Source organism: Klebsiella planticola (genome assembly GCF_000783935.2).
GTDB lineage: Bacteria > Pseudomonadota > Gammaproteobacteria > Enterobacterales > Enterobacteriaceae > Klebsiella > Klebsiella planticola.
In genome coordinates, this window is the sequence record NZ_CP026047.1 from 656,465 (window position 1) to 677,663 (window position 21,199).

Genomic DNA, 21,199 nt, shown 5'->3' on the forward strand with positions numbered 1-21,199 from the left:
CCTTAATATGAACAAACACCCGATAGCAAAACCATTCCGGTTCCCGCAGGAACCGGATTTTCCTTAGCGCACCATACACGGACGCTTGTTATCAAACGTCCAGTTCGGGATCAGATACTGCATGGCCATCGCATCGTCACGCGCGCCCAGCCCGTGCTTTTTGTATAGCTCATTTGCCTGCATCACGCGGTCCATATCCAGCTCAACGCCGAGGCCCGGTGTGGTGGGCACCTGCACCATACCACCTTTGATCTCAAAAGGTTGTCGGGTCAATCGCTGATTACCTTCTTGCCAGATCCAGTGGGTATCGATGGCGGTAATGTTGCCCGGCGCCGCCGCCGCAACGTGGGTGAACATCGCCAGCGAGATATCGAAATGGTTGTTGGAGTGCGAGCCCCAGGTCAAACCAAACTCATGGCACATCTGCGCCACGCGAACCGATCCCTGCATGGTCCAGAAGTGCGGATCCGCCAGCGGAATGTCCACCGATTGCAGAGACAAAGTATGTCCCATCTGACGCCAGTCGGTGGCAATCATATTGGTCGCCGTCGGCAGGCCGGTGGCACGGCGGAACTCCGCCATCACTTCCCGGCCCGAGAAGCCCTGTTCAGCGCCGCAGGGGTCTTCCGCATAGGCCAGCACGCCTTTCAGCTGTTTGCCAATTTTGATGGCTTCATCCAGGCGCCAGGCGCCGTTCGGGTCAAGCGTCACGCGCGCCTGCGGGAAACGTTTAGCCAGCGCCACAATCGACTCGGCCTCTTCTTCACCCGCCAGCACGCCGCCTTTGAGTTTGAAATCGTTGAAGCCATATTTTTCGTAGGCCGCCTCCGCCAGACGCACGACGGCATCCGGGGTCATGGCCTCTTCATGACGAAGCCGGTACCAGTCGCACTTCTCATCGCCCTGACTTTGATAGGCCAGCGGCGTGGCGTGACGGTTACCCACGAAGAACAGGTAGCCCAGCATTTCGACTTCGCTACGCTGTTGGCCCTCGCCCAGCAGAGAGGCGACGTTGACGCCCAGATGCTGTCCCAGCAGATCCAGCAGCGCGGCTTCAATCCCGGTGACAACGTGAATGGTGGTACGCAGATCAAAAGTTTGCAAACCGCGGCCGCCGGCGTCACGGTCGGCAAAGCGGCTGCGTACTGCCCCAAGGACGTTTTTATATTCGCCGAGCGTTTTCCCGACAACCAGTTCAGCGGCCTCTTCCAGCGTCTGGCGGATTTTCTCTCCGCCGGGGATTTCCCCTACGCCGGTATGGCCTGAGTTATCTTTGATAATCACAATATTGCGGGTGAAATACGGGGCATGAGCTCCGCTAAGATTCATCAGCATACTGTCGTGGCCGGCAACCGGAATAACCTGCATAGCGGTGACGACGGGGGTAGAAAACTGCGTGGTCATGATGAAATCCTTTTGTTATTGATTGGCGACAGCGGTGCGGCCGAACACGGGACGCTTGCGGTCAAATTTCCAGCCGGGGATCAGATACTGCATCGGCGCCGCGTCATTACGCGCCCCCCCCGGCAGCGCCTTATAGGCTTGATGGGCTTTTTGCACCTGCTCCCAGTCCAGCTCGATACCCAGGCCAGGCGCATCCGGTACGGCAATCTTGCCGTTCTCAATTTGCAGCGGATTTTTGGTCAGACGACAGTCGCCTTCCTGCCAAATCCAGTGGGTATCGATAGCCGTCGGATTGCCCGGCGCGGCGGCGCCGACGTGAGTAAACATCGCCAGTGAAATATCGAAGTGATTGTTCGAGTGGCAGCCCCATGTCAGCCCCCAGTCATCACACAGCTGGGCGACTCGCACCGCGCCAGAGAGCGTCCAGAAGTGCGGATCGGCTAATGGAATGTCTACCGCGTTGAGCATCACCGCGTGCCCCATTTCCCGCCAGTTGGTGGCAATCATATTGGTGGCGACCGGTAGCCCGGTGGCGCGACGAAATTCCGCCATCACCTCCCGCCCGGAGAAGCCCTGCTCGGCGCCGCACGGATCTTCCGCATAGGTCAACACATCCTGCAGGCCCTTGCACAGTTCAATCGCCTCATCCAGCAGCCAGGCGCCGTTCGGATCGACGGTAATTCGCGCGTCCGGGAAACGTTTCTTCAGCGCGCGAGCGGTGTCAATTTCCTGCTCGCCCGGCAATACGCCGCCCTTAAGTTTGAAGTCTTTAAAGCCGTAGCGATCCTGCGCAGCTTCGGCGAGGCGGACCACGGCGTCACTGTTCAGCGCTTCCTGATGGCGCAGGCGATACCACTCATGATTGCCTGGAGTGCTCTCCAGGTACGGCAGGTCGGTTTTTTGGCGATCGCCGATATAGAAGAGATAGCCCAGCACGGTAACCGCATCACGCTGTTTACCCGGCCCCAGCAGTTCGCAAACCGGGACATTGAGCGCTTTGCCTAGCAGATCCAGCAGCGCGGCCTCCAGCGCCGCCACCGCGTTGACCCGTAATTCAAAAGTCCAGGCGCCTTTACCAAAGGTGTCGAAATCCGCCGCCTGATTACCTTTGTGAACCTGTTGAACCACCTTATTCAGGCGCGCAATCTCCTGCCCCAGAACCTGCGGAATGGCATCGACCAGCGTCTGATAAATCACCTCTCCGCCGGGCGCCTCGCCGATACCGGTATTGCCCGCGCTGTCGGTCAGAACCACGATATTGCGGGTAAACCAGGCACTATGCGCCCCGCCGATGTTCAACAGCATGCTGTCGTGGCCGGCCACCGGGATAACTTTCATATCGGTGATAACGGGTGTGGATTGAGTACTCATCATTAACGCTCCGTAACAGGTTTCAGTTCAATGCGTTTGATATCGCCCACCAGCACCAGATAGCTCAGTACCGCTACCAGCGCATGCACCCCGACGTAAATCAGCGCGCCGTTGAATGAGCCCGTGGTCCCGACGATGTAACCAATCGCAATCGGCGTGACGATGCCGGAGATATTGCCGAACATATTGAACAAGCCGCCCGACAGGCCGCTGATCTCTTTCGGCGCGGTATCGGCCATCACCGCCCAGCCCAGCGCGCCAATCCCTTTGCCGAAGAAGGCCAGCGCCATGAAGCCGATAATCATCCACTCGACGTTAACGTAGTTACAGAACACCATAACCATCGACATCAGCATGCCTGCCACAATCGGGGTTTTACGGGCAATATTGAGCGAGCCGGTACGGCGCATTAGCCAGTCGGAGATAATCCCACCCAGTACTCCGCCGGCAAAACCGCAGATTGCCGGCACCGAGGCGACAAACCCGGCTTTCAGAATCGACATGCCGCGCGCCTGCACCAGATAGACCGGGAACCAGGTGATAAAGAAGTAGGTCAACGCGTTGATGCAGTACTGACCAATGTAGATCCCGACCATCATGCGCGAACCGATCAGCTGTTTAATCTGGCCCCATTTTTCACTGAACGGCACCTTCTGCACGCTTTTCTTCTGATCCATGTTGATCAGCGCGCCGCCTTCGGCAATGTACTCCAGCTCTTTCTTGTTCACGCCGGGATGTTGATTAGGTTCATGAATGACTTTAAGCCATACAAAACTGATGATAATCCCCAGCCCACCCATAAAGAAGAAGACGTGCGACCAGCCCACTTCATGGGTTAACCAGCCCATGATGGGCGCGAAGATAACGGTGGCAAAGTATTGCGCGGAGTTGAATATCGCCACCGCGGTTCCCCTTTCCTGCGCCGGGAACCAGGCCGCTACGATGCGACTGTTGCCAGGAAACGAAGGCGCTTCCGCCAGCCCGACCAGAAATCGCAGGGTAAACAGCGCGATAATAATACCGAAGCCGCTAAAGATATCGACGAAGCCCTGTAACAGGGTAAACATCGACCAGATGAAGATAGACCAAAAATAGACCCGTTTTGAACCGAAACGGTCAAGCAACCATCCGCCGGGGATCTGACCAATAACGTAGGCCCATGAGAACGCGGAAAAAACGTAGCCCATGCCCACCGCGTCCAGGCCAATATCTTTGGCCATTTCCGAACCGGCTATCGATAGCGTTGCGCGGTCACCGTAGTTGAAAGATGTGACGATAAACAGCATCACCACAATCCAGTAGCGGGCATTGGTGCGTTTTTCCGCGCCGCTCGCCGCCTGACTTAATGTACTCATTGTTGCACTCCTGAATCATAGCCGTTAGCTACGTTCATTCTGAATGGCACAACCTGTAGGGTAGTCAGAATGACGCGTTTGAGTTTTTCATTGTTTTCGTTATATCTGGCGTGCTGCCTTTTTAACTGGCAGGGAAAGTATAAAAAGAGGACCTGACCGGCTCACCGTGCATACACACAGCTTTAGCGGAGATTTAGAAATAGATTTATGGCTTATGCCTGACTGGATGGGGGGTAGTTCACGGAAATGAAAAGCTGGCGCGAGGAACAGCGGAAATGGCGGGACAAACAGCAGGAGTGTGAAATGCTTCACTTGACCCGGTGGAAACTCCCGGAAAAAACCGCCCGCGTGAACAGGTTGTCGTGCAAATGCCCGATGCCCGGGACAGGTAAAATGGTTAACATTTTATCGACCGTTTATCTGGCACTGGCATCAGGAAGTGACGCCCTCTATGTAGGGAGAGGGCGCAACTTTTAGCTAATGTATTTGTTTATTCGAGCAGAGTCGCCCACTGTTCAACCCATGGGTTCGACACGCTCTCGGGTTCAGGGTCTTCGCTGGCATCGATCATAAGCATGTCGCCGATACGTCTGGCGCCCTGCTCCTGCAGCAAGGCATCGAACGTCTTACCGCCGCCGCAAAAATTCGCGTAGGTGCTATCGCCAAGAGCGATAATCCCGTAGCGCAGGTGCGGCTGATACATGTCTTTCATCCCTTCATACAGCGGGACGATGCTGTCCGGCAGATCGCCCTGACCGGTGGTGGAGGTGACTACCAGCACATATTTGCCGCTATACGGCTCCCAGTCCTGAATCTCCGGGTCTTCGAACACCTTTGCTTTATGCCCCAGACCGCTCAGAATGGCTTCAGCCTCTTCGGCTACCAGCAGCGCGTTTCCATACATCGTGCCTACAAAAATACCGATATCTGCCATGATTATCTCCCTGAATTGACCTCAATCTCTTCATCCTGACCGCTGTCGTCAGCAAACTCAACCCTTTCATTTAGCGGCAGAAGACCGCGCCAGCCAAACTGCGACAGCGCCCGCATCCAGACGTCGTCCAGGCCCGCACGGATAGCCAACGGCTCGCCGGTAAAGGGATGCGTTAACGATAGCTGGCTGGCGTGAAGCATCAAACGGTCAACGGAAAAATGCTCTGCGGCGCTACGGTTTTGTCGCAGATCGCCATGTTTACTGTCGCCGATAATCGGGTGACGTAAATGCGAAAGATGGCGGCGCAGCTGGTGTTTACGTCCGGTTTTGGGCTCCAGCTCAACCAGGCTGTAGCGCGTTGTCGGATAACGTCCGGTCGCCACCGGCATTTCGACTGTCGCCATTCCGCGATAGTGCGTGACCGCCGGCTGGGGCTCTTTATCGTCGCGGGCAAATTTATCAGCGATCTTATCCAGCTCTTCGACCAGCGGATAATCCAGTACCGCTTCGTCGGTCAGCCAACCGCGCACCACCGCGTGGTAGCGCTTTTGCATCTGATGCTGTTCAAACTGCTGAGACAGGCGCCTTCCCGCTTCGCTCGACAGCCCCATCAGCAGGACACCCGATGTCGGGCGGTCAAGGCGATGGGCGGTAAACACGTGCTGACCAATCTGGTCGCGTACGGTTTGCATCACCACCACTTTTTCATCGCGGTCCAGCCAGCTGCGATGAACCAGCCAGCCGGAGGGTTTGTTCACCGCCACCAGCCATTCATCCTGATAGATAATCTCCAGCATCAGGCGTCATCACCGGCAAACAGCGTATCCAGCAGCAGCAGTTCCGCCAGCACCCGCTCGCGCAGCGGATGTGCGGCATCGAGAGCCATTTCATAATAGGGCGCGACGGCGAAATTCTGCGGCAAGGGCTGCTCGCTATCGAGTAAGTGATGCATACGAGGAATCAGGACCCACTGCAGCCACTCCAGCGGTTCAAGCGTGTCCATACAGAAAGGCTGTTGGCTGGCAAACGCGCGACTTTCCGGCGCATTGTCTTGCCAGTGGTCCGTTTCGCGCAGCAGCGCTTCAAGGGCGTGCAAACGCTCGCGCACGCTATGGTGAAGAGTCATGGGAAACCTCGATGAGTTGTAAACCGGACGCAGGATAGCAAATACAGCAGCGAAAACTACTCAAAATCATGGCGCCGTCTCCCCTCCAGTCATGACCATGGGTGTGCAGCCATGCGCCAGAGTGGTATGGGTCAGACACATTGCCCAGCCTGGCCTGAAGCACGACCCAGGCGATTTGGCCTTCGTTCAAATGCCCCAGCCAAAGGTAATGCGATAAAAAGAGGCATAAAAAAAGGGAGCACTGTATAAACAGTGCTCCCGGTTCGTTTCGCAGCAATCCAGCTACATTGGTGCTCCCTGCTCGTCCATGAAAACTTTTCCTGAGGTCTCCTGACCATGTTCATCCGTAAACTTGTGCATCCTGCTTCCACACCACCCCGATGTGAAATCACTTATCCTTAAGTCTGTCCCGATCTTCCTGATCCACCGTTCATCATGAGCGGCTCACGTTCTCCATCCTGGAGGTGTCCTTTACGCGTTCCTGCGTTATCCTGCGCTTCATCCTGAAGCCTGTCCTTGCAACGCCTTCCCGGCGGGTCCTGCATGAAGAGTCATCATCCTGATGTTCACTTCATTTCGCGACTCCCTGTCGACATACATAGGATCACTGATTCCGCTTCGTCTTACAAGCCTTCTTAAGAGAATCTCTTAAGGTTAATCCCTGGTCAAACAGGCAAAAAGAAGAATAACCCACTGAATTATATTGACTTACAAGAAATAAAGCCGCGAAAAATTGGCTTAAATGATGACGATCTCTTACAGGTCTTGTAAGAGATCTCTCACAAACGGGTGGGAAAAATGGATTACAGCACCGGATCAAGCTGCTCAAGGAAGCTTGCCAGAGAAGGCGAAAGGATTGTCCGTTTACGCGTGCCGAGCGTCTCTTTGAGCACTTCGCCGCTCAGGTTGCACACCGAAATGACCTCCAGCTCGCTCTCAAGCGTGGCGATAAAAAGCGTTGGCGACAGCTTCAGCCGTTTTTGCACCACCAGGTGACCGATTAAATTCTCCTGCACGCGCCGGAAGTCATCCGGACTCCAGGTTTGCAGCAGCAGCATCGTCTCACCAGCAAAGCGCGCGGCCATATCGCCGGCGAACTGAGTGGTATAATAACTATGAATCGGCTGTTGTATCACAATATCCAGTGCCCGTTCAACCGCGCTGATATTTTGTTCTGCGCTAAAGGGCTGCGGCTGCCAGAAAACGGCGTCGTCGTCCGTCGCGCTGATACAGGGTGACGGCACGCCATAAAGCTCTTCGCTACGCGGCAGGCTGCCGCGCTGCTGCTGCCAGGCAGCGCAATAACGTTGGGTGAAGGCTTGCAGCGCTTCTGCGGTTTGATAGTCCACCGGTTTCTCTCTTCACGTCAGACAGGATACACTTGGCGTATAGTGTACCCGCTTTACTATGGTGAAACATGTCTTCTTACGATAATCATCAGGCGCTTGCCGGCCTGACGCTCGGTAAATCAACCGATTACCGCGATACTTACGATGCCTCGCTGCTACAGGGCGTACCGCGCAGCCTGAACCGCGATCCGCTGGGCCTGCACGCGGACAATCTGCCTTTTCACGGCGGTGATATCTGGACGCTGTACGAACTCTCCTGGCTCAACGCTAAAGGGCTACCGCAGGTCGCCGTAGGCCATGTTGAACTCAATGACACAACCGTGAACCTGGTAGAGTCGAAGAGTTTTAAGCTCTATCTCAATAGCTTTAACCAGACCCGCTTCGCCGACTGGCAGGAGGTCGAGGCGACGCTGGCGCGCGATCTCAGCGCCTGTGCGGAGGGGGAAGTTAAAGTGTCGTTGTATCGTCTTGATGAACTCGAAGGCCAGCCGGTAGCACATCTGCACGGCGCCTGCATCGACGATCAGGATATTGAAATCGATAACTACCAGTTCAGCGCCGACTATCTGCAGGATGCCGCAAGCGGCAAAGTCGTCGAGGAGACGCTGGTCAGCCATCTGCTGAAGTCCAACTGCCTGATCACCCATCAGCCGGACTGGGGTTCGGTGCAAATTCAGTATCGCGGCGCCAAAATCGATCGCGAAAAGCTGCTGCGCTACCTGGTGTCGTTCCGCCACCACAACGAATTCCACGAGCAGTGCGTAGAGCGCATCTTCAACGATATTCTGCGTTTCTGCCAGCCGGAAGCCCTTTCCGTTTATGCGCGCTACACGCGACGCGGCGGTCTGGATATCAACCCGTGGCGCAGCAACACCGATTTTGTTCCGGCCATCGGTCGCCTCGCTCGTCAATAGTCAACATTTTCACAATTTGCGTGCGTTAACCCGCGCGCAAGGTTGTGAAAACGCCATCAGCAAGGCTATTGTAATCACAGGAAGACGATAATCGTCCTGTAAGGAGTTCACTTGATTACACATGTTAGCCCGCTTGGTTCAATGGATATGCTGTCACAGCTGGAAGTGGATATGCTTAAACGCACCGCCAGCAGTGACCTCTATCAACTCTTTCGTAACTGCTCGCTTGCTGTACTCAACTCGGGGAGCCTGACCGATAACAGCAAGGAGCTGCTGTCTCGTTTTGAAAACTTCGATATCAACGTGCTGCGTCGTGAACGCGGCGTGAAGCTGGAACTGATCAATCCCCCGGAAGAGGCCTTCGTTGACGGGCGTATTATCCGTTCCCTGCAGGCCAACCTGTTCGCCGTGCTGCGCGATATCCTGTTCGTTTACGGGCAGATTCACAACACCGTGCGCTTCCCGAATCTCGATCTTGAAAGCTCAGTGCATATCACCAACCTGGTGTTCTCTATTCTGCGTAACGCCCGTGCGCTGCACGTCGGCGAAGCGCCGAATATGATTGTCTGCTGGGGCGGCCACTCGATTAACGAAAACGAATATCTGTACGCCCGTCGCGTCGGGACCCAGCTGGGTCTGCGCGAACTGAATATCTGCACCGGCTGCGGTCCGGGTGCGATGGAAGCGCCGATGAAAGGCGCCGCGGTCGGCCACGCCCAGCAGCGTTACAAAGACAGCCGCTTTATCGGCATGACCGAGCCATCAATTATTGCCGCCGAACCGCCTAACCCGCTGGTTAACGAGCTGCTGATCATGCCGGATATCGAAAAACGTCTTGAGGCGTTTGTCCGTATCGCCCACGGCATTATTATCTTCCCGGGCGGCGTCGGCACCGCGGAAGAGCTGCTTTATCTGCTGGGGATTTTAATGCACCCGGCCAACACATCGCAGGTCCTGCCGCTGATCCTCACCGGTCCGAAAGAGAGCGCCGACTATTTCCGCGTGCTGGATGAGTTCATCGTCCATACGCTGGGCGAGTCGGCGCGTCGCCACTATCGCATCATTATCGACGACGCCAGCGAAGTGGCGCGCCAGATGAAGAAAGCGATGCCGCTGGTGAAAGAGAGTCGCCGGGAAACCGACGATGCCTACAGCTTTAACTGGTCGATTCGTATCACCCCGGATCTGCAAATGCCCTTCGACCCGACACATGAAAACATGGCCAACCTCAAGCTTTATCCCGATCAGCCGGTCGAGATGCTGGCGGCAGACCTGCGGCGCGCGTTCTCCGGTATCGTGGCCGGCAACGTCAAAGAGGTGGGTATCCAGGCGATTGAAAAATTCGGTCCTTACAAGCTGCACGGCGATCCGCAGATGATGCGTCGGATGGACGATCTGCTGCAGGGTTTCGTCGCCCAGCACCGCATGAAGCTTCCGGGCGGCACTGCGTATATTCCTTGCTACGAAATCTGTTCCTGATAGCTAATCTGTCATTCCGGGTTACGGCGCGTGCTGCCGTAATCCGCTTTCCCCCTCTTCCCGTATTAACCTCCTTTAACCTCCTTTAACCTCCTTTAACCTCCTTTAACCTCTCTTAAACTTCTCAGGCCCGCTTTCCCAATAATTCATTTATTTTAAGAATGCTTTGTAACATTTTAACAAAAGCCAATCGTTTGCGTTTCCATAAGAAGCAATAAATATCACTGATAAAAAGGCATTTAAGCGCGAAAACATCGTCAGTATCTCATTTTTACAGTAAAAACATCGTTATTAAGCCTACCTTCTTTTATCTCATATCCTGTAAATGGTAGCCTTCGCGCCACAAATACCTGGCTGATCACCAGAAACAGACTGTTGAACTAAAAATACCCACCTCGAAAGTGGATTATTGCAATTGGGATCGCGATCACTGATGCATTTACCAGATAAATGTATCTTTCCGCCCCACTTGCTGCGGAGAAAATCATTAAAAAACCGTAATCAAACACATTTAATATTACTTAATTGATTTTAATCATTATATTTGGTCGCTTCCTCCAGGAGATACAGATGGAAACCACTCAAACCAGCACTATCGTATCGGGCGAAACCCGTAGCGGATGGCGCAAAACAGATACCATGTGGATGCTGGGACTGTACGGTACGGCAATCGGTGCGGGCGTGTTGTTCCTGCCGATTAATGCCGGCGTCGGCGGGATGATCCCCCTGATCATCATGGCAATTCTTGCTTTCCCGATGACCTTTTTCGCCCACCGCGGAATGACCCGTTTTGTCCTTTCCGGTAAAAATCCGGGTGAAGACATCACGGAAGTGGTAGAAGAGCACTTCGGTGTCGGCGCAGGTAAACTGATTACTCTGCTCTACTTCTTCGCCATCTACCCGATTCTGCTGGTTTATAGCGTGGCTATCACCAATACCGTCGAAAGCTTTATGACCCACCAGCTGCAGATGACCGCGCCGCCGCGTGCGATCCTGTCGCTGATTCTGATTGTGGGCATGATGACCATCGTGCGTTTCGGCGAGCAGATGATTGTTAAGGCGATGAGTATTCTGGTGTTCCCGTTCGTTATCGCTCTGATGATCCTCGCACTGTACCTGATTCCTCAGTGGAACGGCGCGGCGCTGGAAACCCTCTCCCTGAACAGCGCTACCTTTACCGGTAATGGTCTGTGGATGACTCTCTGGCTGGCGATTCCGGTAATGGTGTTCTCCTTTAACCACTCGCCGATCATCTCCTCCTTCGCCGTGGCGAAGCGTGAAGAGTACGGTCAGGGCGCAGAGAAGAAGTGCTCCAGCATCCTGGCTCGCGCTCATATCATGATGGTATTGACCGTGATGTTCTTCGTCTTCAGCTGCGTACTGAGCCTGTCTCCGGCCGATCTGGCAGAAGCAAAAGCGCAGAACATCTCGATTCTGTCTTACCTGGCGAACCACTTTAACGCACCGGTCATTGCCTGGATGGCGCCGATCATCGCGATGATCGCCATCACCAAATCCTTCCTCGGCCACTACCTGGGCGCACGTGAAGGCTTTAACGGCATGGTGATTAAATCCCTGCGCGGTAAAGGCAAATCCATCGAAATCAATAAACTGAACAAAATCACGGCGCTGTTCATGCTGGTGACCACCTGGATTGTGGCCACGCTGAACCCAAGCATTCTCGGGATGATCGAAACCCTCGGCGGCCCGATTATCGCGATGATTCTGTTCCTGATGCCGATGTATGCCATCCAGAAAGTCCCGGCCATGCGCAAATACAGCGGCCACATCAGCAACGTCTTCGTGGTGATTATGGGCCTGATTGCTATCTCCGCGATTTTCTACTCTCTGTTCAGCTAATCTCTCCCCCGCGCCGCCAGCAGGCGGCGCGCTCCCCGACAGTACTGGATGCAACATGATCAGCGTATTCGATATTTTTAAAATCGGCATTGGCCCTTCCAGCTCCCATACCGTTGGACCAATGAAAGCGGGCAAGCAGTTCACGGACGATCTTATCGCGCGCGGGCTGCTTGCCAACGTCACCAAAGTCGTTGTCGACGTTTACGGCTCCCTTTCCCTCACCGGTAAAGGCCACCATACCGACATCGCCATTATTATGGGTCTTGCGGGCAACCTGCCTGACAGCGTTGATATCGACGCCATCCCGGCATTCATTCAGGACGTCAACACCCACGGCCGCCTGATGCTGGCGAACGGCCAGCAGGAAGTTGAATTCCCGGTCGACCAGTGCATGAATTTCCATGCCGACAACCTGTCGCTGCATGAGAACGGTATGCGCATTACCGCCCTGGGCGGCGACAAGGTGCTCTACACCCAGACTTACTACTCCATCGGCGGCGGGTTTATTGTCGATGAAGAACATTTCGGCCTGACCAATGAAGCGCCGCCGGTGGTGCCTTATCCGTACAAAAATGCGGCCGACCTGCAAAGACACTGCCGCGAAAGCGGGCTCTCGCTTTCCGGCCTGATGATGCAAAACGAACTGGCATTGCACAGCAAAGAGCAGCTGGAGCAGCACTTCGCCGCCGTCTGGGAAGTGATGAGCAGCGGTATTGAGCGCGGCATCACCACCGAAGGCGTACTGCCGGGCAAGCTGCGGGTTCCGCGTCGTGCCGCCGCCCTGCGCCGGATGCTGGTTAGCCAGGACAATACCAACAGCGACCCGATGGCGGTGGTTGACTGGATCAACATGTTTGCCCTGGCGGTCAACGAAGAGAACGCCGCCGGTGGACGCGTGGTGACTGCGCCCACCAACGGCGCCTGCGGCATCGTGCCGGCGGTACTGGCCTATTACGACAAGTTTATCCGCAAGGTGAATGCTAATTCGCTGGCGCGTTACCTGCTGGTAACCAGCGCGATCGGCTCGCTGTATAAGATGAACGCCTCGATTTCCGGCGCCGAAGTCGGTTGCCAGGGCGAAGTCGGCGTGGCCTGTTCGATGGCGGCGGCCGGTCTCACCGAGCTGCTGGGCGGTAGCCCGGGTCAGGTGTGCATCGCGGCAGAGATCGGTATGGAACACAACCTCGGTCTGACCTGCGATCCGGTTGCCGGCCAGGTACAGGTTCCCTGCATCGAACGTAACGCCATCGCCGCCGTCAAAGCGGTCAATGCCGCGCGAATGGCGCTGCGCCGCACCAGCGAACCGCGCGTGTGTCTCGATAAGGTCATCGAAACCATGTATGAAACGGGCAAAGATATGAACGCCAAATACCGCGAAACCTCGCGCGGCGGCCTGGCAATGAAAATCGTCGCCTGCGATTAACGATACCTGCCCGGCAGCCGATTCTGCCGGGCAGCTTCCCCGCAATCTCTTCTCCCTCGCCAGATATTTCAGTTATATCAATTACAATTTAGTTATTTATTGGTTATAAGGACAATTTGTTACCTTACGGCAAACCGCCAAAGGAGAACACATTATGTCCAAAAGGTTGCATCTGGCCGCGCTGCCGCTGCTGCTCGGGCTGTCTGCGTCCGCGCTGGCTCAGGCGCCGGAAACCGTCAACATTGGCTATCAGAAGGCCAATATCTTCGCCCTGCTCAAATACCGCGGCTCCCTCGATGAGACCTTCAAAAAACAGGGCATCGCCGTGCGCTGGGTGGAATTCCCGGCCGGCCCGCAGATGCTGGAAGGTCTGAACGTCGGCAGTATCGACCTGGCGGCCACCGGCGATGCGCCGCCGGCCTTTGCCCAGGCCGCTCAGGCGGATCTGGTCTACCTCGCGCACTCACCGGCCAACCCCAAGACTGAAGCGATCGTGGTGCCGGAAAACTCAACGATTCACAACGTGGCCGACCTGAAAGGCAAGCGCGTGGGGCTGAATAAAGGCTCCGACGTCAACTACCTGCTGGTGGCCGCGCTGGAAAAAGCCGGGCTGAGCTATAAAGATATCACCCCGGTCTATCTGCCCCCGGCCGATGCCCGCGCCGCCTTCCAGCGAGGCGCCATTGATGCCTGGGTTATCTGGGATCCGTACCTTGCCGAAGTCGAAACCAACGCGAAGGCGCGGCAGATCAGCAACGCCGAAGGGCTGGTGCCGCATTACACCTTCTACCTCGCCAGCCGCAAATTTGCCGAAAACCACCCGGATACGGCAAAACAGGTGGTGGATGAGTTAAGTCAGCTAAGCGACTGGGCGAACGCCCATCAGGACGATGCCGCCGGGATCCTCGCCACGTCAACCGGGCTGGATAAGGCTATCTGGTTGAAAGCGCTTGCCCGCCTGCCCTATGGCGCCGAACGCATGACGCCTGCGGTCTATAACGAGCAGCAGGCGCTGGCGGATACCTTCACCCGTATCGGCCTGCTGCCGGTGAAGGTGGACGTGCGCAGCGCCACCTGGTCGCAGGATAAATAACCGTTGTCGGCGACGGGCCTCCCCGTCGCCTTCTCTCTTTTTAGCACTGCGCCTTTTCGCCATCGCCAATCTGCCAGATAAAGGTCGGCGCCTCGCCGTTGACCAGCCAGTTGCCAATATTGCGCGCTTTGTAGATAACCGGGTTATGCGAGGCCACCGTGCGCGCGTTGCGCCAGTGCCTGTCGAGCGCCTTGCCCGCCCGGGTGTCCGACGCGCCGAGGGCGTTAAACAGCTCGATCGCCGCGCGCGGCACCCACTCGCTGGCAACCACCTGCGCCTGCGCCGCTTCGACTTCCGCCAGCCGATTGCGCTGTTCAATCAGCGCTTCATCGCCGCTGGCATGAACGACATAGGCCTGCTGTAAAGACTCCGCCGCCTGCAGCACCGCCGCGCGGGTCGCCCACGCCCAGCTGCTGATTTGCCCCACCACCTGCAGGACCTGCGCATCCTCACGCGGGACCGCGGCGTTGCCATGGCTGTACATGCGGGTGCGTTTTTTCACCCCCTCGGCGGCATCGCGTTCCACCGCCAGGCCGATCCCCGCCAGCGTCGCCAGTAAGATATGCTGATAGAAGGCGGTCTGATACCGAAAGCGTTCAGCAAAATCATAGACATGTTCCTGCTCAACCTGTGCCTGCTTAAAGCGGGTGGTACCGCTGCCGGTCAGACGCTGACCAAAGCCATCCCAGTCGTCTTCGCGTTCCACCGCGCTCTGCCGGGTGCTGACCAGCGCAATAACGTCGCCCTGGTTGTCGCTGCGGCGGGCAAAGACATCAATCCAGTCGGCGTACAGCGTCCCGGTGCTGTAAAACTTCTCGCCGTTTAACCGCCAGCCGCGATCGTCCGGCGTCACCTGGGTAATCACCTCCCCAAGCTTGACCCCGCCGGTTTCGGTCCAGCCGCTGCCCACCAGCTCCCCGTCGAGAAAACGTTGCAACCAGCGATCGCGCTGCGCGGAGTCGGGCTGATTCAGGCGATCTTCAACAAAGGCAAAATGGGCGCGCAGCGCCTGCGGCAGGTTGGAGTCGGCCTGGGCCAGCTCAATCAGCAGGGCAATCAGCTGCGGCAGCGACGCGCCCCAGCCGCCCTTTTCCCGCGGAATGCGAACCGTGCCGAACCCCGCTTCCTTCAGCCAGCGAATCTGCTCGTCGGGCAAAATACGGTGCTGTTCGCGGTTCGCGGCTCCCTGCGCAATGCGCGAGAAAATCGGCCGGAAAGCCGCGGCCAGCTGTTCATAATCGGTACCGGTAGAGAGTAATGTCATCATCTGTTCCTTAATGGTGGCTGTCGTCAATATCGTGACGCGTCGGCTCGTGGCGGACCGCAAGCAGGAAGAAAATCGGAATAATGGCGGCCAGCGACACCACCCAGAACATCTGAGTGCCGAGGGAGGCCTGCAGCAGCGGCAGCACGAACAGCGCCAGCGCGCTGCCGATACCGGAGAGCGCCCGGCTGAAGCCGACGCCGGTGGCGCGAATCGCGGTAGGATAGGAAAGCGCCGGATAGATCATCAGCTGCGCGCCGGGGCCGAAGCCCTCGGCAAACAGCCACAGGCCGAGCATCGCGATCGCCAGCACGACCCCGACGGTGGCCTGCGGCTGGCCGACCAGCGCAAGGACGATCAGGGCGATAAACTGCAGCGCGAAGCCGGCAATCGCCACGTGGCGCGACGGGTATTTCCACGCCAGATGCATCCCCAGCAGCCCGCCGGTAAAGGCAAACAGCGCATTCAGCCCCAGCGAGGCGGAGATGGTTTCAAACACCCCGGCCCCGAGAAACCGGGCGAGGATCGACGGCAGGAAAAAGGCGATGGCGGTGTACTCAAAGGAGATACAAATATTCATCACCCCGGCGACGATGGTGCGCTCGCGATACGGCTTTTCAAACAGCACGCGGAAGCTCACTTTCGGCGGCGGCGCGGGACGTTCGGTCGGCGCTTCATGGGCGACAATGCCGTATGAGTCGCGCAGAATGCGCACCGCCGAAGTCAGGTCCCCCTGGTTTGCCGCCCACAGCGGTGATTCATTCATAAATTTACTGCGCACGGCGATAATCAGCAGCGCCGGGACGGCGCCAAACAGCAGCGAGGCGCGCCACAGCCAGTCGAGGTGCGCCTGCGGCAGCAGGAAATAGAGACCGAAGATAATCAGGAAGCAGACCGTCGAGGCGGCGTACCACATCGGGCACCAGGCGGCGAGGCGCGCGGCCTTATTGCCTTTGCCGGTAAAACGGGAGAATTCAGCGAGGTAGGACATGGCGACCGGCAGATCGATACCCACGCCGATGCCCATCAGAAAGCGCGCGCCGATCAGCACCCAGACATTGGGGGCCAGACCGGCGGCGATGGCCGAGACGACGAAAAACAGCATGTCGGCCATAAACACCGAATAGCGGCCATATTTATCCGTCAGCCAGCCGCCGATTAAGTTGCCGATAATGGTGCCGACCATAATGGATGAGGTGACCAGGCCGGTCAGCAGCGGCGAAAGCTGGAATTCACGCACCACGTCATCGATGCCGTAGGAGAGCGTGGTTAAATCATAGGCGTCGAGAAAGACGCCGCCGAGAGCGAGGAAGACAATCATCCGCGCATATTTAGCCTGATCCTTGCCCGAATTAATCAGCCGCGCCACGTCCCCGACGCTACTCACCGGCGCGGAGGCCACACCGGGATTATCAACAGACAGCGTACTCATGTTTTCACCTTATTATGTTGTGCAGGTGATCGAAGTTATAGGCCGCCAGCCGATAAAGTGGAACCAACAAAAACGCATATAAAAATCAATATATTCAATAAGTTACTTAATATAAGCAACAAAAACAGGACGCGCCTTCGCCCGTCCTGCGAGATCTATCATCAGCGCAGATTATTCCGCGGAAACCGGCACCAGCACGTCTTTCACCAGCGGATCATCGGTGGTTTTCAACCAGCTTTGAATGCGCGGGTCGGAAAACGCCTGCTTCAATTTGACGATATTCTCCTGCGATAAATAAGGCGTCCCGATAACTAATTGCGAAGCAAAGGTACGCGGCGCCGGCGGGAATAAGATGCCTTTATCGCGCGACACTTTTCCGGCATCAAACTGCGAGACATAGCCGATTGCCGCATCCACCGAATTGAGCGCCCGCGGCATGGTTAACAAGTCCAGCTCTTTGAAATTAAACTGATGCGGGTTGCCGACGATATTTTTCAGCTTTGCCGTACGCGGCTCCACCTTCGGGTCTAGCGTAATCAGGCCGATGCGCTGCAGTAGCCACAGCGCCTGCCCCTGGTTGGCGCCGTCATCTGGCACCACGATCGTCGCGCCGTTCGGCAGATCCTTGACCGATGTATAGCGATCGGAGTAAATCCCAAAAGCCCACTGGAATACCGGTACCGTGGTTGAAAGCGCGAAGCCATTGGCGTCCACCACCTGCTTCAACCACCATTGATGCTGATAGATGGTTCCGGCGTATTCCCCTTGCGCCACCGCCCGGTCCGCCTGCACCGGATCCTGCACGCCCACCGCCTCCAGCTTCAGGCCATAATCCGGCGCAATATGCTGGCCGATGTACTCGATAATTCGCTGTTCGCCGGCCATCGCCGGTTCATAATGGATTTTCAGGGTGGTGCCAAACACCACCTGCTGCGACCGGGCCTCTCCCCGCCACCACCAAAAGGCGACGGCCAGCGCCACAATCACCACCAGCGCCGCCAGCCACGGCCAGCGGCGGGCCTTACGTAACTCAAATTGTTCTGTTGTCATGAAGCGATCCCCTGCGTGTGGCGAAGTTTGTTGACCAGACGGTCACCGAAAAATTGAATCAGCTGAATCGTGGCGATCAGCGCGATAATGGTGGCGATCATGATGTGGTTGTCGAAGCGCTGGTAGCCGTACACCACCGCCAGATAGCCGATGCCTCCCGCGCCGATGGTGCCGGCAATCGCGGAATATTCGATCATTGAGACCAGATTGAGCGTCACCGCCGCCACTAACGCCGGCAGGGCTTCGCTCAGCTGGGCGCTGCGGATGATCTGCCAGCGCGAGCCGCCGCAGACGATCCCCACGGCGGTCACTTCCGCCGGCAGTTCGCGCAGCGCGTTTTCCACCAGCCGGCCAAAAAACGGCACCCCGGCGGCGATCATCGGCACCACCGCGGCAGGAATGCCGATCGTTGTCCCGGTGAGCCAGAAGGTGAAGGGAATAATCGCCGCCATCAGCACCAGAAACGGCAGAGAGCGCCCCATATTCACCACCCAGTTCAACACCCGGTACAGCGCGGCATGCGGGAATAATCCGCGCGCTGAGGCATTGAATAGCACCACCCCGACCACACCGCCCAGCGTCACCACAAACAGCATCACGATGGCCACCATCAGCCAGGTCTCAGCGTAGGCGGGCAGCAGCAGCGTATGGATCTCGCTCCAGGGAGTATCCTGACTGATTACCGTCGGCTTCATACCGCCTCCTTGAGTTCCGGCGCGTCGTCAAGGACCTCCGCCGCGATACCGAGCTGGGCCAGCAGCGCCAGCACCCGCGACGGCGGCAGACGCTCACCCTGGAACCGCACCCCCACCTGTAGCCTTCCCGCCAGCCGGCCGTTGATCACCTCAACGTGGCCGCCGAGCAGATCGATCTGCAGCGCAAACTGTTGGCTCAGGCGGCTGATCCAGTCGGTCGCCACCGGGACATCCCAGCGATAGCTCAGGCGCAGCAGCAGGTCGCTGTGAGCCGCGACCGGAGAGAGCGGCAGCAGCTGCTGGCCCAGCAGTGAATCCGGGCGCGCCAACAGCTCTTTCACCTGACCGAATTGCACAATTGCGCCATCGCGAATTTCTGCCACCGCATCCGCCGCCGCGCGGACCGCATCCATCTCGTGGGTGATCAGCACGATCGCCAGACGGTATTCATCGCGCAGACGTTTGAGCAAATTCAGCACCGTTGCGGTAGCCTGCGGATCCAGCCCCGAAGTCGCTTCATCCGCCAGCAGCACCGACGGGCGCAGCGCCAGCGCACGCGCAATACCAATCCGCTGACGCTGGCCGCCGGAAAGCTGGGCCGGCCAGGCATCCGCCTTATGGCTCAACCCGACGCTTTCCAGCAGTTCGCCGACGCGGGCTTTAATATCGCGCTCGACCACCCCGAGATATTCCAGCGGCAGGGCGATATTTTGCCAGGCCGTTTTACGGCTGAGCAGCGCGGAGGACTGAAAAACGGTACCGATCGTGCGCCGCTCGCGACGCAGCGCCTCGCCGCTGAGCAACGACAGGTCGTTGCCGTTCACCCGAATACTGCCGCTGTCGGGGCGCTCCAGCAGGCTGATAAGGCGTGCGAGGGTCGATTTTCCCGCACCGCTCGGCCCCACGACCGCGGTGATGGAGCGGGTCGGTACCCGCAGCGACAGCCCTTTCAGCACCTCGCTGACCCGCCCGTCCGCCGCGCGGTAGCTTTTATGCAGGTTATCTATCTCGATCATGTCACCTTCTCCCCTGCCGCGACGTCGATGCGGGCGCCGCGACGATACCCCGCCCCCGGATGCGGCGCGACCAGACGCGGCCCGGCGCCGAACAGTTTTTCGCGCAGGGTGCCTTCGCGATACTCCTGCTTAAAGACGCCGCGTTTTTGCAGTTCGGGAATGAGCAGATCCACGACATCGCGGAAGGTTTCATGGGTAACGGCGTAGGCCAGATTGAAGCCGTCGACATCGGTCTCTTCGACCCACGCCTGCAGCTCGTCGGCCACCGTTTCCGCGCTGCCGACAATCAGCGGGCCGAAGCCGCCAATCCCCACCCAGTCGGCCAGCGCCCGGACCGTCCACTGACGATCGGGATCGGCGGTGGAAAAGGCCTCTACCGCCGACTGGATGGCGTTGGTATGCAGGTATTTCAGCACCTGATCCGGCTGATACTGGCCGAAGTCGATCCCGGTCCAGCCGGAGATCAGCGCCAGCGCCCCTTCATAGCTGACGTACGATTTATACTCCTGCCATTTGGCCTGCGCCTCGCGGTCGGTTTCGCCGACGATGACCGTTTGCAGGTTGAAAATCAGAATGCTGTGCGGGTCGCGTCCGGCTTCGGCGGCGCGGCGGCGAATATCCGCCACCGTCTTTTTGAGCAGCACTTTCGACGGCGCGGCGACAAAAACGCACTCGGCGTGACCGGCGGCAAACTGTTTACCGCGGCTGGAGGCACCGGCCTGATAAAGCACCGGCGTGCGCTGCGGCGAGGGTTCGCAGAGGTGGATCCCCGGCACGGTGAAGAAGTTGCCCTGGTGATTGATCGGATGAATTTTTTGCGGATCGCTGAAGATCCCGCGCTCGCGATCGCGCAGCACCGCGCCATCTTCCCAGCTCCCTTCCAGCAGCTTATAAACCACGTCGAGATACTCATCGGCGTAGTCATAGCGCGCATCGTGATCGGTCTGCGCCTGATGGCCAATGTTGCGCGCCCCGCTTTCCAGATACGAGGTAACGATGTTCCAGCCCACCCGGCCCTTGGTCAGATGATCGAGGGTCGAGAGACGGCGGGCAAACGGGTACGGATGCTCAAACGACAGTGACGCGGTCAGGCCAAAGCCCAGATGCTCCGTCACCAGCGCCATCGGGGTAATCAACGCCAGCGGATCATTCACCGGCACCTGCGTCGCCTGGCGAATCGCCGCGTCGCCGTTGCCGTTCAGCACGTCGTAGATGCCCAGCACGTCGGCAATAAACAGGCCGTCGAACTTACCGCGTTCCAGCAAACGCGCCAGGTCAACCCAGTAATCCAGGTCCTTATACTGCCAGGAGCGGTCGCGCGGATGGGTCCACAGCCCCGGCGACTGGTGACCGACGCAGTTCATATCAAAAGCATTCAGGCGAATTTCACGTTGTGATGACATAGCGCTCTCCACGGTGCATTCCGTCAACGGA

18 protein-coding genes are annotated in these 21,199 nt (G+C 57.6%); 5 read left to right on the plus strand and 13 right to left on the minus strand.

Annotated elements, in window-relative coordinates; translation table 11 throughout:
* Positions 1-63 precede the first annotated feature (63 nt).
* The 7 genes from gudD to syd all read right to left on the minus strand — a co-directional run bounded on the left by gudD (position 64) and on the right by syd (position 7,539).
* Positions 64-1,404 carry a glucarate dehydratase gene (gene gudD / locus MC50_RS03090; RefSeq protein ID WP_032696753.1) on the minus strand — a complete coding sequence of 447 codons (1,341 nt, stop codon included), beginning with the start codon at positions 1,402-1,404 and terminating at the stop codon, positions 64-66.
* A gap of 15 nt (positions 1,405-1,419) precedes the next feature.
* The gene (locus tag MC50_RS03095; RefSeq protein ID WP_032696875.1) at positions 1,420-2,775 is read right to left on the minus strand and encodes an enolase C-terminal domain-like protein; all 1,356 of its coding nucleotides are present in this window, start codon (positions 2,773-2,775) and stop codon (positions 1,420-1,422) included.
* Between the two features lie 2 nt (positions 2,776-2,777).
* Positions 2,778-4,130 (minus strand): galactarate/glucarate/glycerate transporter GudP, encoded by a 1,353-nt coding sequence (gene gudP, locus MC50_RS03100; RefSeq protein ID WP_032690945.1) that lies wholly within the window; start codon positions 4,128-4,130, stop codon positions 2,778-2,780.
* A 490-nt stretch (positions 4,131-4,620) separates the two neighbouring features.
* Positions 4,621-5,064, minus strand: coding sequence for a flavodoxin (locus MC50_RS03105; RefSeq protein WP_032690944.1), 444 nt, complete (start codon positions 5,062-5,064; stop codon positions 4,621-4,623).
* Between the two features lie 2 nt (positions 5,065-5,066).
* Positions 5,067-5,861 (minus strand): tRNA pseudouridine(65) synthase TruC, encoded by a 795-nt coding sequence (gene truC, locus MC50_RS03110; RefSeq protein ID WP_032690943.1) that lies wholly within the window; start codon positions 5,859-5,861, stop codon positions 5,067-5,069.
* Positions 5,861-6,190 carry a YqcC family protein gene (locus tag MC50_RS03115; RefSeq protein ID WP_032690942.1) on the minus strand — a complete coding sequence of 110 codons (330 nt, stop codon included), beginning with the start codon at positions 6,188-6,190 and terminating at the stop codon, positions 5,861-5,863. Before MC50_RS03115 ends, truC begins: the two co-directional genes overlap by 1 nt.
* An 803-nt stretch (positions 6,191-6,993) precedes the next feature.
* Positions 6,994-7,539 (minus strand): SecY-interacting protein, encoded by a 546-nt coding sequence (syd, locus tag MC50_RS03120; RefSeq protein ID WP_032696751.1) that lies wholly within the window; start codon positions 7,537-7,539, stop codon positions 6,994-6,996.
* A gap of 68 nt (positions 7,540-7,607) precedes the next feature.
* Between syd and queF the strand changes: the two genes are divergently transcribed.
* From queF to MC50_RS03145, 5 genes are all read left to right on the plus strand, one after another.
* Complete coding sequence (gene queF, locus MC50_RS03125) at positions 7,608-8,453, plus strand: NADPH-dependent 7-cyano-7-deazaguanine reductase QueF (RefSeq protein ID WP_032690940.1); 846 nt, start codon at positions 7,608-7,610, stop codon at positions 8,451-8,453.
* Positions 8,454-8,564: 111 nt separating this feature from the next.
* Complete coding sequence (gene ppnN / locus MC50_RS03130) at positions 8,565-9,932, plus strand: nucleotide 5'-monophosphate nucleosidase PpnN (RefSeq protein ID WP_004867006.1); 1,368 nt, start codon at positions 8,565-8,567, stop codon at positions 9,930-9,932.
* A gap of 570 nt (positions 9,933-10,502) precedes the next feature.
* The gene (locus tag MC50_RS03135) at positions 10,503-11,792 is read left to right on the plus strand and encodes an HAAAP family serine/threonine permease (protein WP_032690939.1); all 1,290 of its coding nucleotides are present in this window, start codon (positions 10,503-10,505) and stop codon (positions 11,790-11,792) included.
* Between the two features lie 55 nt (positions 11,793-11,847).
* Positions 11,848-13,215, plus strand: coding sequence for an L-serine ammonia-lyase (locus MC50_RS03140; RefSeq protein ID WP_032690938.1), 1,368 nt, complete (start codon positions 11,848-11,850; stop codon positions 13,213-13,215).
* Between the two features lie 154 nt (positions 13,216-13,369).
* Positions 13,370-14,308 (plus strand): aliphatic sulfonate ABC transporter substrate-binding protein, encoded by a 939-nt coding sequence (locus tag MC50_RS03145; protein ID WP_032690937.1) that lies wholly within the window; start codon positions 13,370-13,372, stop codon positions 14,306-14,308.
* A gap of 40 nt (positions 14,309-14,348) precedes the next feature.
* Here the strand turns inward: MC50_RS03145 and MC50_RS03150 are convergent, their stop codons facing one another.
* The 6 genes from MC50_RS03150 to MC50_RS03175 form a co-directional block, all read right to left on the minus strand.
* Positions 14,349-15,572 carry an acyl-CoA dehydrogenase family protein gene (locus tag MC50_RS03150; protein ID WP_047663426.1) on the minus strand — a complete coding sequence of 408 codons (1,224 nt, stop codon included), beginning with the start codon at positions 15,570-15,572 and terminating at the stop codon, positions 14,349-14,351.
* A 10-nt stretch (positions 15,573-15,582) separates the two neighbouring features.
* Positions 15,583-17,004 (minus strand): MFS transporter, encoded by a 1,422-nt coding sequence (locus MC50_RS03155; RefSeq protein WP_046853509.1) that lies wholly within the window; start codon positions 17,002-17,004, stop codon positions 15,583-15,585.
* 171 nt (positions 17,005-17,175) lie between these two features.
* The gene (locus tag MC50_RS03160; RefSeq protein ID WP_047663427.1) at positions 17,176-18,054 is read right to left on the minus strand and encodes a MetQ/NlpA family ABC transporter substrate-binding protein; all 879 of its coding nucleotides are present in this window, start codon (positions 18,052-18,054) and stop codon (positions 17,176-17,178) included.
* Positions 18,051-18,749, minus strand: coding sequence for a methionine ABC transporter permease (locus tag MC50_RS03165; protein WP_047663428.1), 699 nt, complete (start codon positions 18,747-18,749; stop codon positions 18,051-18,053). The genes MC50_RS03160 and MC50_RS03165 overlap by 4 nt, the downstream gene beginning before the upstream one ends.
* Complete coding sequence (locus MC50_RS03170; protein ID WP_032696746.1) at positions 18,746-19,765, minus strand: methionine ABC transporter ATP-binding protein; 1,020 nt, start codon at positions 19,763-19,765, stop codon at positions 18,746-18,748. Before MC50_RS03170 ends, MC50_RS03165 begins: the two co-directional genes overlap by 4 nt.
* The gene (locus MC50_RS03175; RefSeq protein WP_047663429.1) at positions 19,762-21,168 is read right to left on the minus strand and encodes an LLM class flavin-dependent oxidoreductase; all 1,407 of its coding nucleotides are present in this window, start codon (positions 21,166-21,168) and stop codon (positions 19,762-19,764) included. Before MC50_RS03175 ends, MC50_RS03170 begins: the two co-directional genes overlap by 4 nt.
* Between the last annotated feature and the right edge of the window lie 31 nt (positions 21,169-21,199).

Excerpts from the sequence above, each read along its gene's own strand:
- gudD (WP_032696753.1), bottom strand. The coding sequence starts at position 1,404 with ATGACCACGCAGTTTTCTACCCCCGTCGTCACCGCTATGCAGGTTATT.
- MC50_RS03095 (WP_032696875.1), bottom strand. The coding sequence starts at position 2,775 with ATGAGTACTCAATCCACACCCGTTATCACCGATATGAAAGTTATCCCG.
- gudP (WP_032690945.1), bottom strand. The coding sequence starts at position 4,130 with ATGAGTACATTAAGTCAGGCGGCGAGCGGCGCGGAAAAACGCACCAAT.
- MC50_RS03105 (WP_032690944.1), bottom strand. The coding sequence starts at position 5,064 with ATGGCAGATATCGGTATTTTTGTAGGCACGATGTATGGAAACGCGCTG.
- truC (WP_032690943.1), bottom strand. The coding sequence starts at position 5,861 with ATGCTGGAGATTATCTATCAGGATGAATGGCTGGTGGCGGTGAACAAA.
- MC50_RS03115 (WP_032690942.1), bottom strand. The coding sequence starts at position 6,190 with ATGACTCTTCACCATAGCGTGCGCGAGCGTTTGCACGCCCTTGAAGCG.
- queF (WP_032690940.1), top strand. The coding sequence starts at position 7,608 with ATGTCTTCTTACGATAATCATCAGGCGCTTGCCGGCCTGACGCTCGGT.
- MC50_RS03135 (WP_032690939.1), top strand. The coding sequence starts at position 10,503 with ATGGAAACCACTCAAACCAGCACTATCGTATCGGGCGAAACCCGTAGC.
- MC50_RS03140 (WP_032690938.1), top strand. The coding sequence starts at position 11,848 with ATGATCAGCGTATTCGATATTTTTAAAATCGGCATTGGCCCTTCCAGC.
- MC50_RS03145 (WP_032690937.1), top strand. The coding sequence starts at position 13,370 with ATGTCCAAAAGGTTGCATCTGGCCGCGCTGCCGCTGCTGCTCGGGCTG.
- MC50_RS03150 (WP_047663426.1), bottom strand. The coding sequence starts at position 15,572 with ATGACATTACTCTCTACCGGTACCGATTATGAACAGCTGGCCGCGGCT.
- MC50_RS03155 (WP_046853509.1), bottom strand. The coding sequence starts at position 17,004 with ATGAGTACGCTGTCTGTTGATAATCCCGGTGTGGCCTCCGCGCCGGTG.
- MC50_RS03160 (WP_047663427.1), bottom strand. The coding sequence starts at position 18,054 with ATGACAACAGAACAATTTGAGTTACGTAAGGCCCGCCGCTGGCCGTGG.
- MC50_RS03165 (WP_047663428.1), bottom strand. The coding sequence starts at position 18,749 with ATGAAGCCGACGGTAATCAGTCAGGATACTCCCTGGAGCGAGATCCAT.
- MC50_RS03170 (WP_032696746.1), bottom strand. The coding sequence starts at position 19,765 with ATGATCGAGATAGATAACCTGCATAAAAGCTACCGCGCGGCGGACGGG.
- MC50_RS03175 (WP_047663429.1), bottom strand. The coding sequence starts at position 21,168 with ATGTCATCACAACGTGAAATTCGCCTGAATGCTTTTGATATGAACTGC.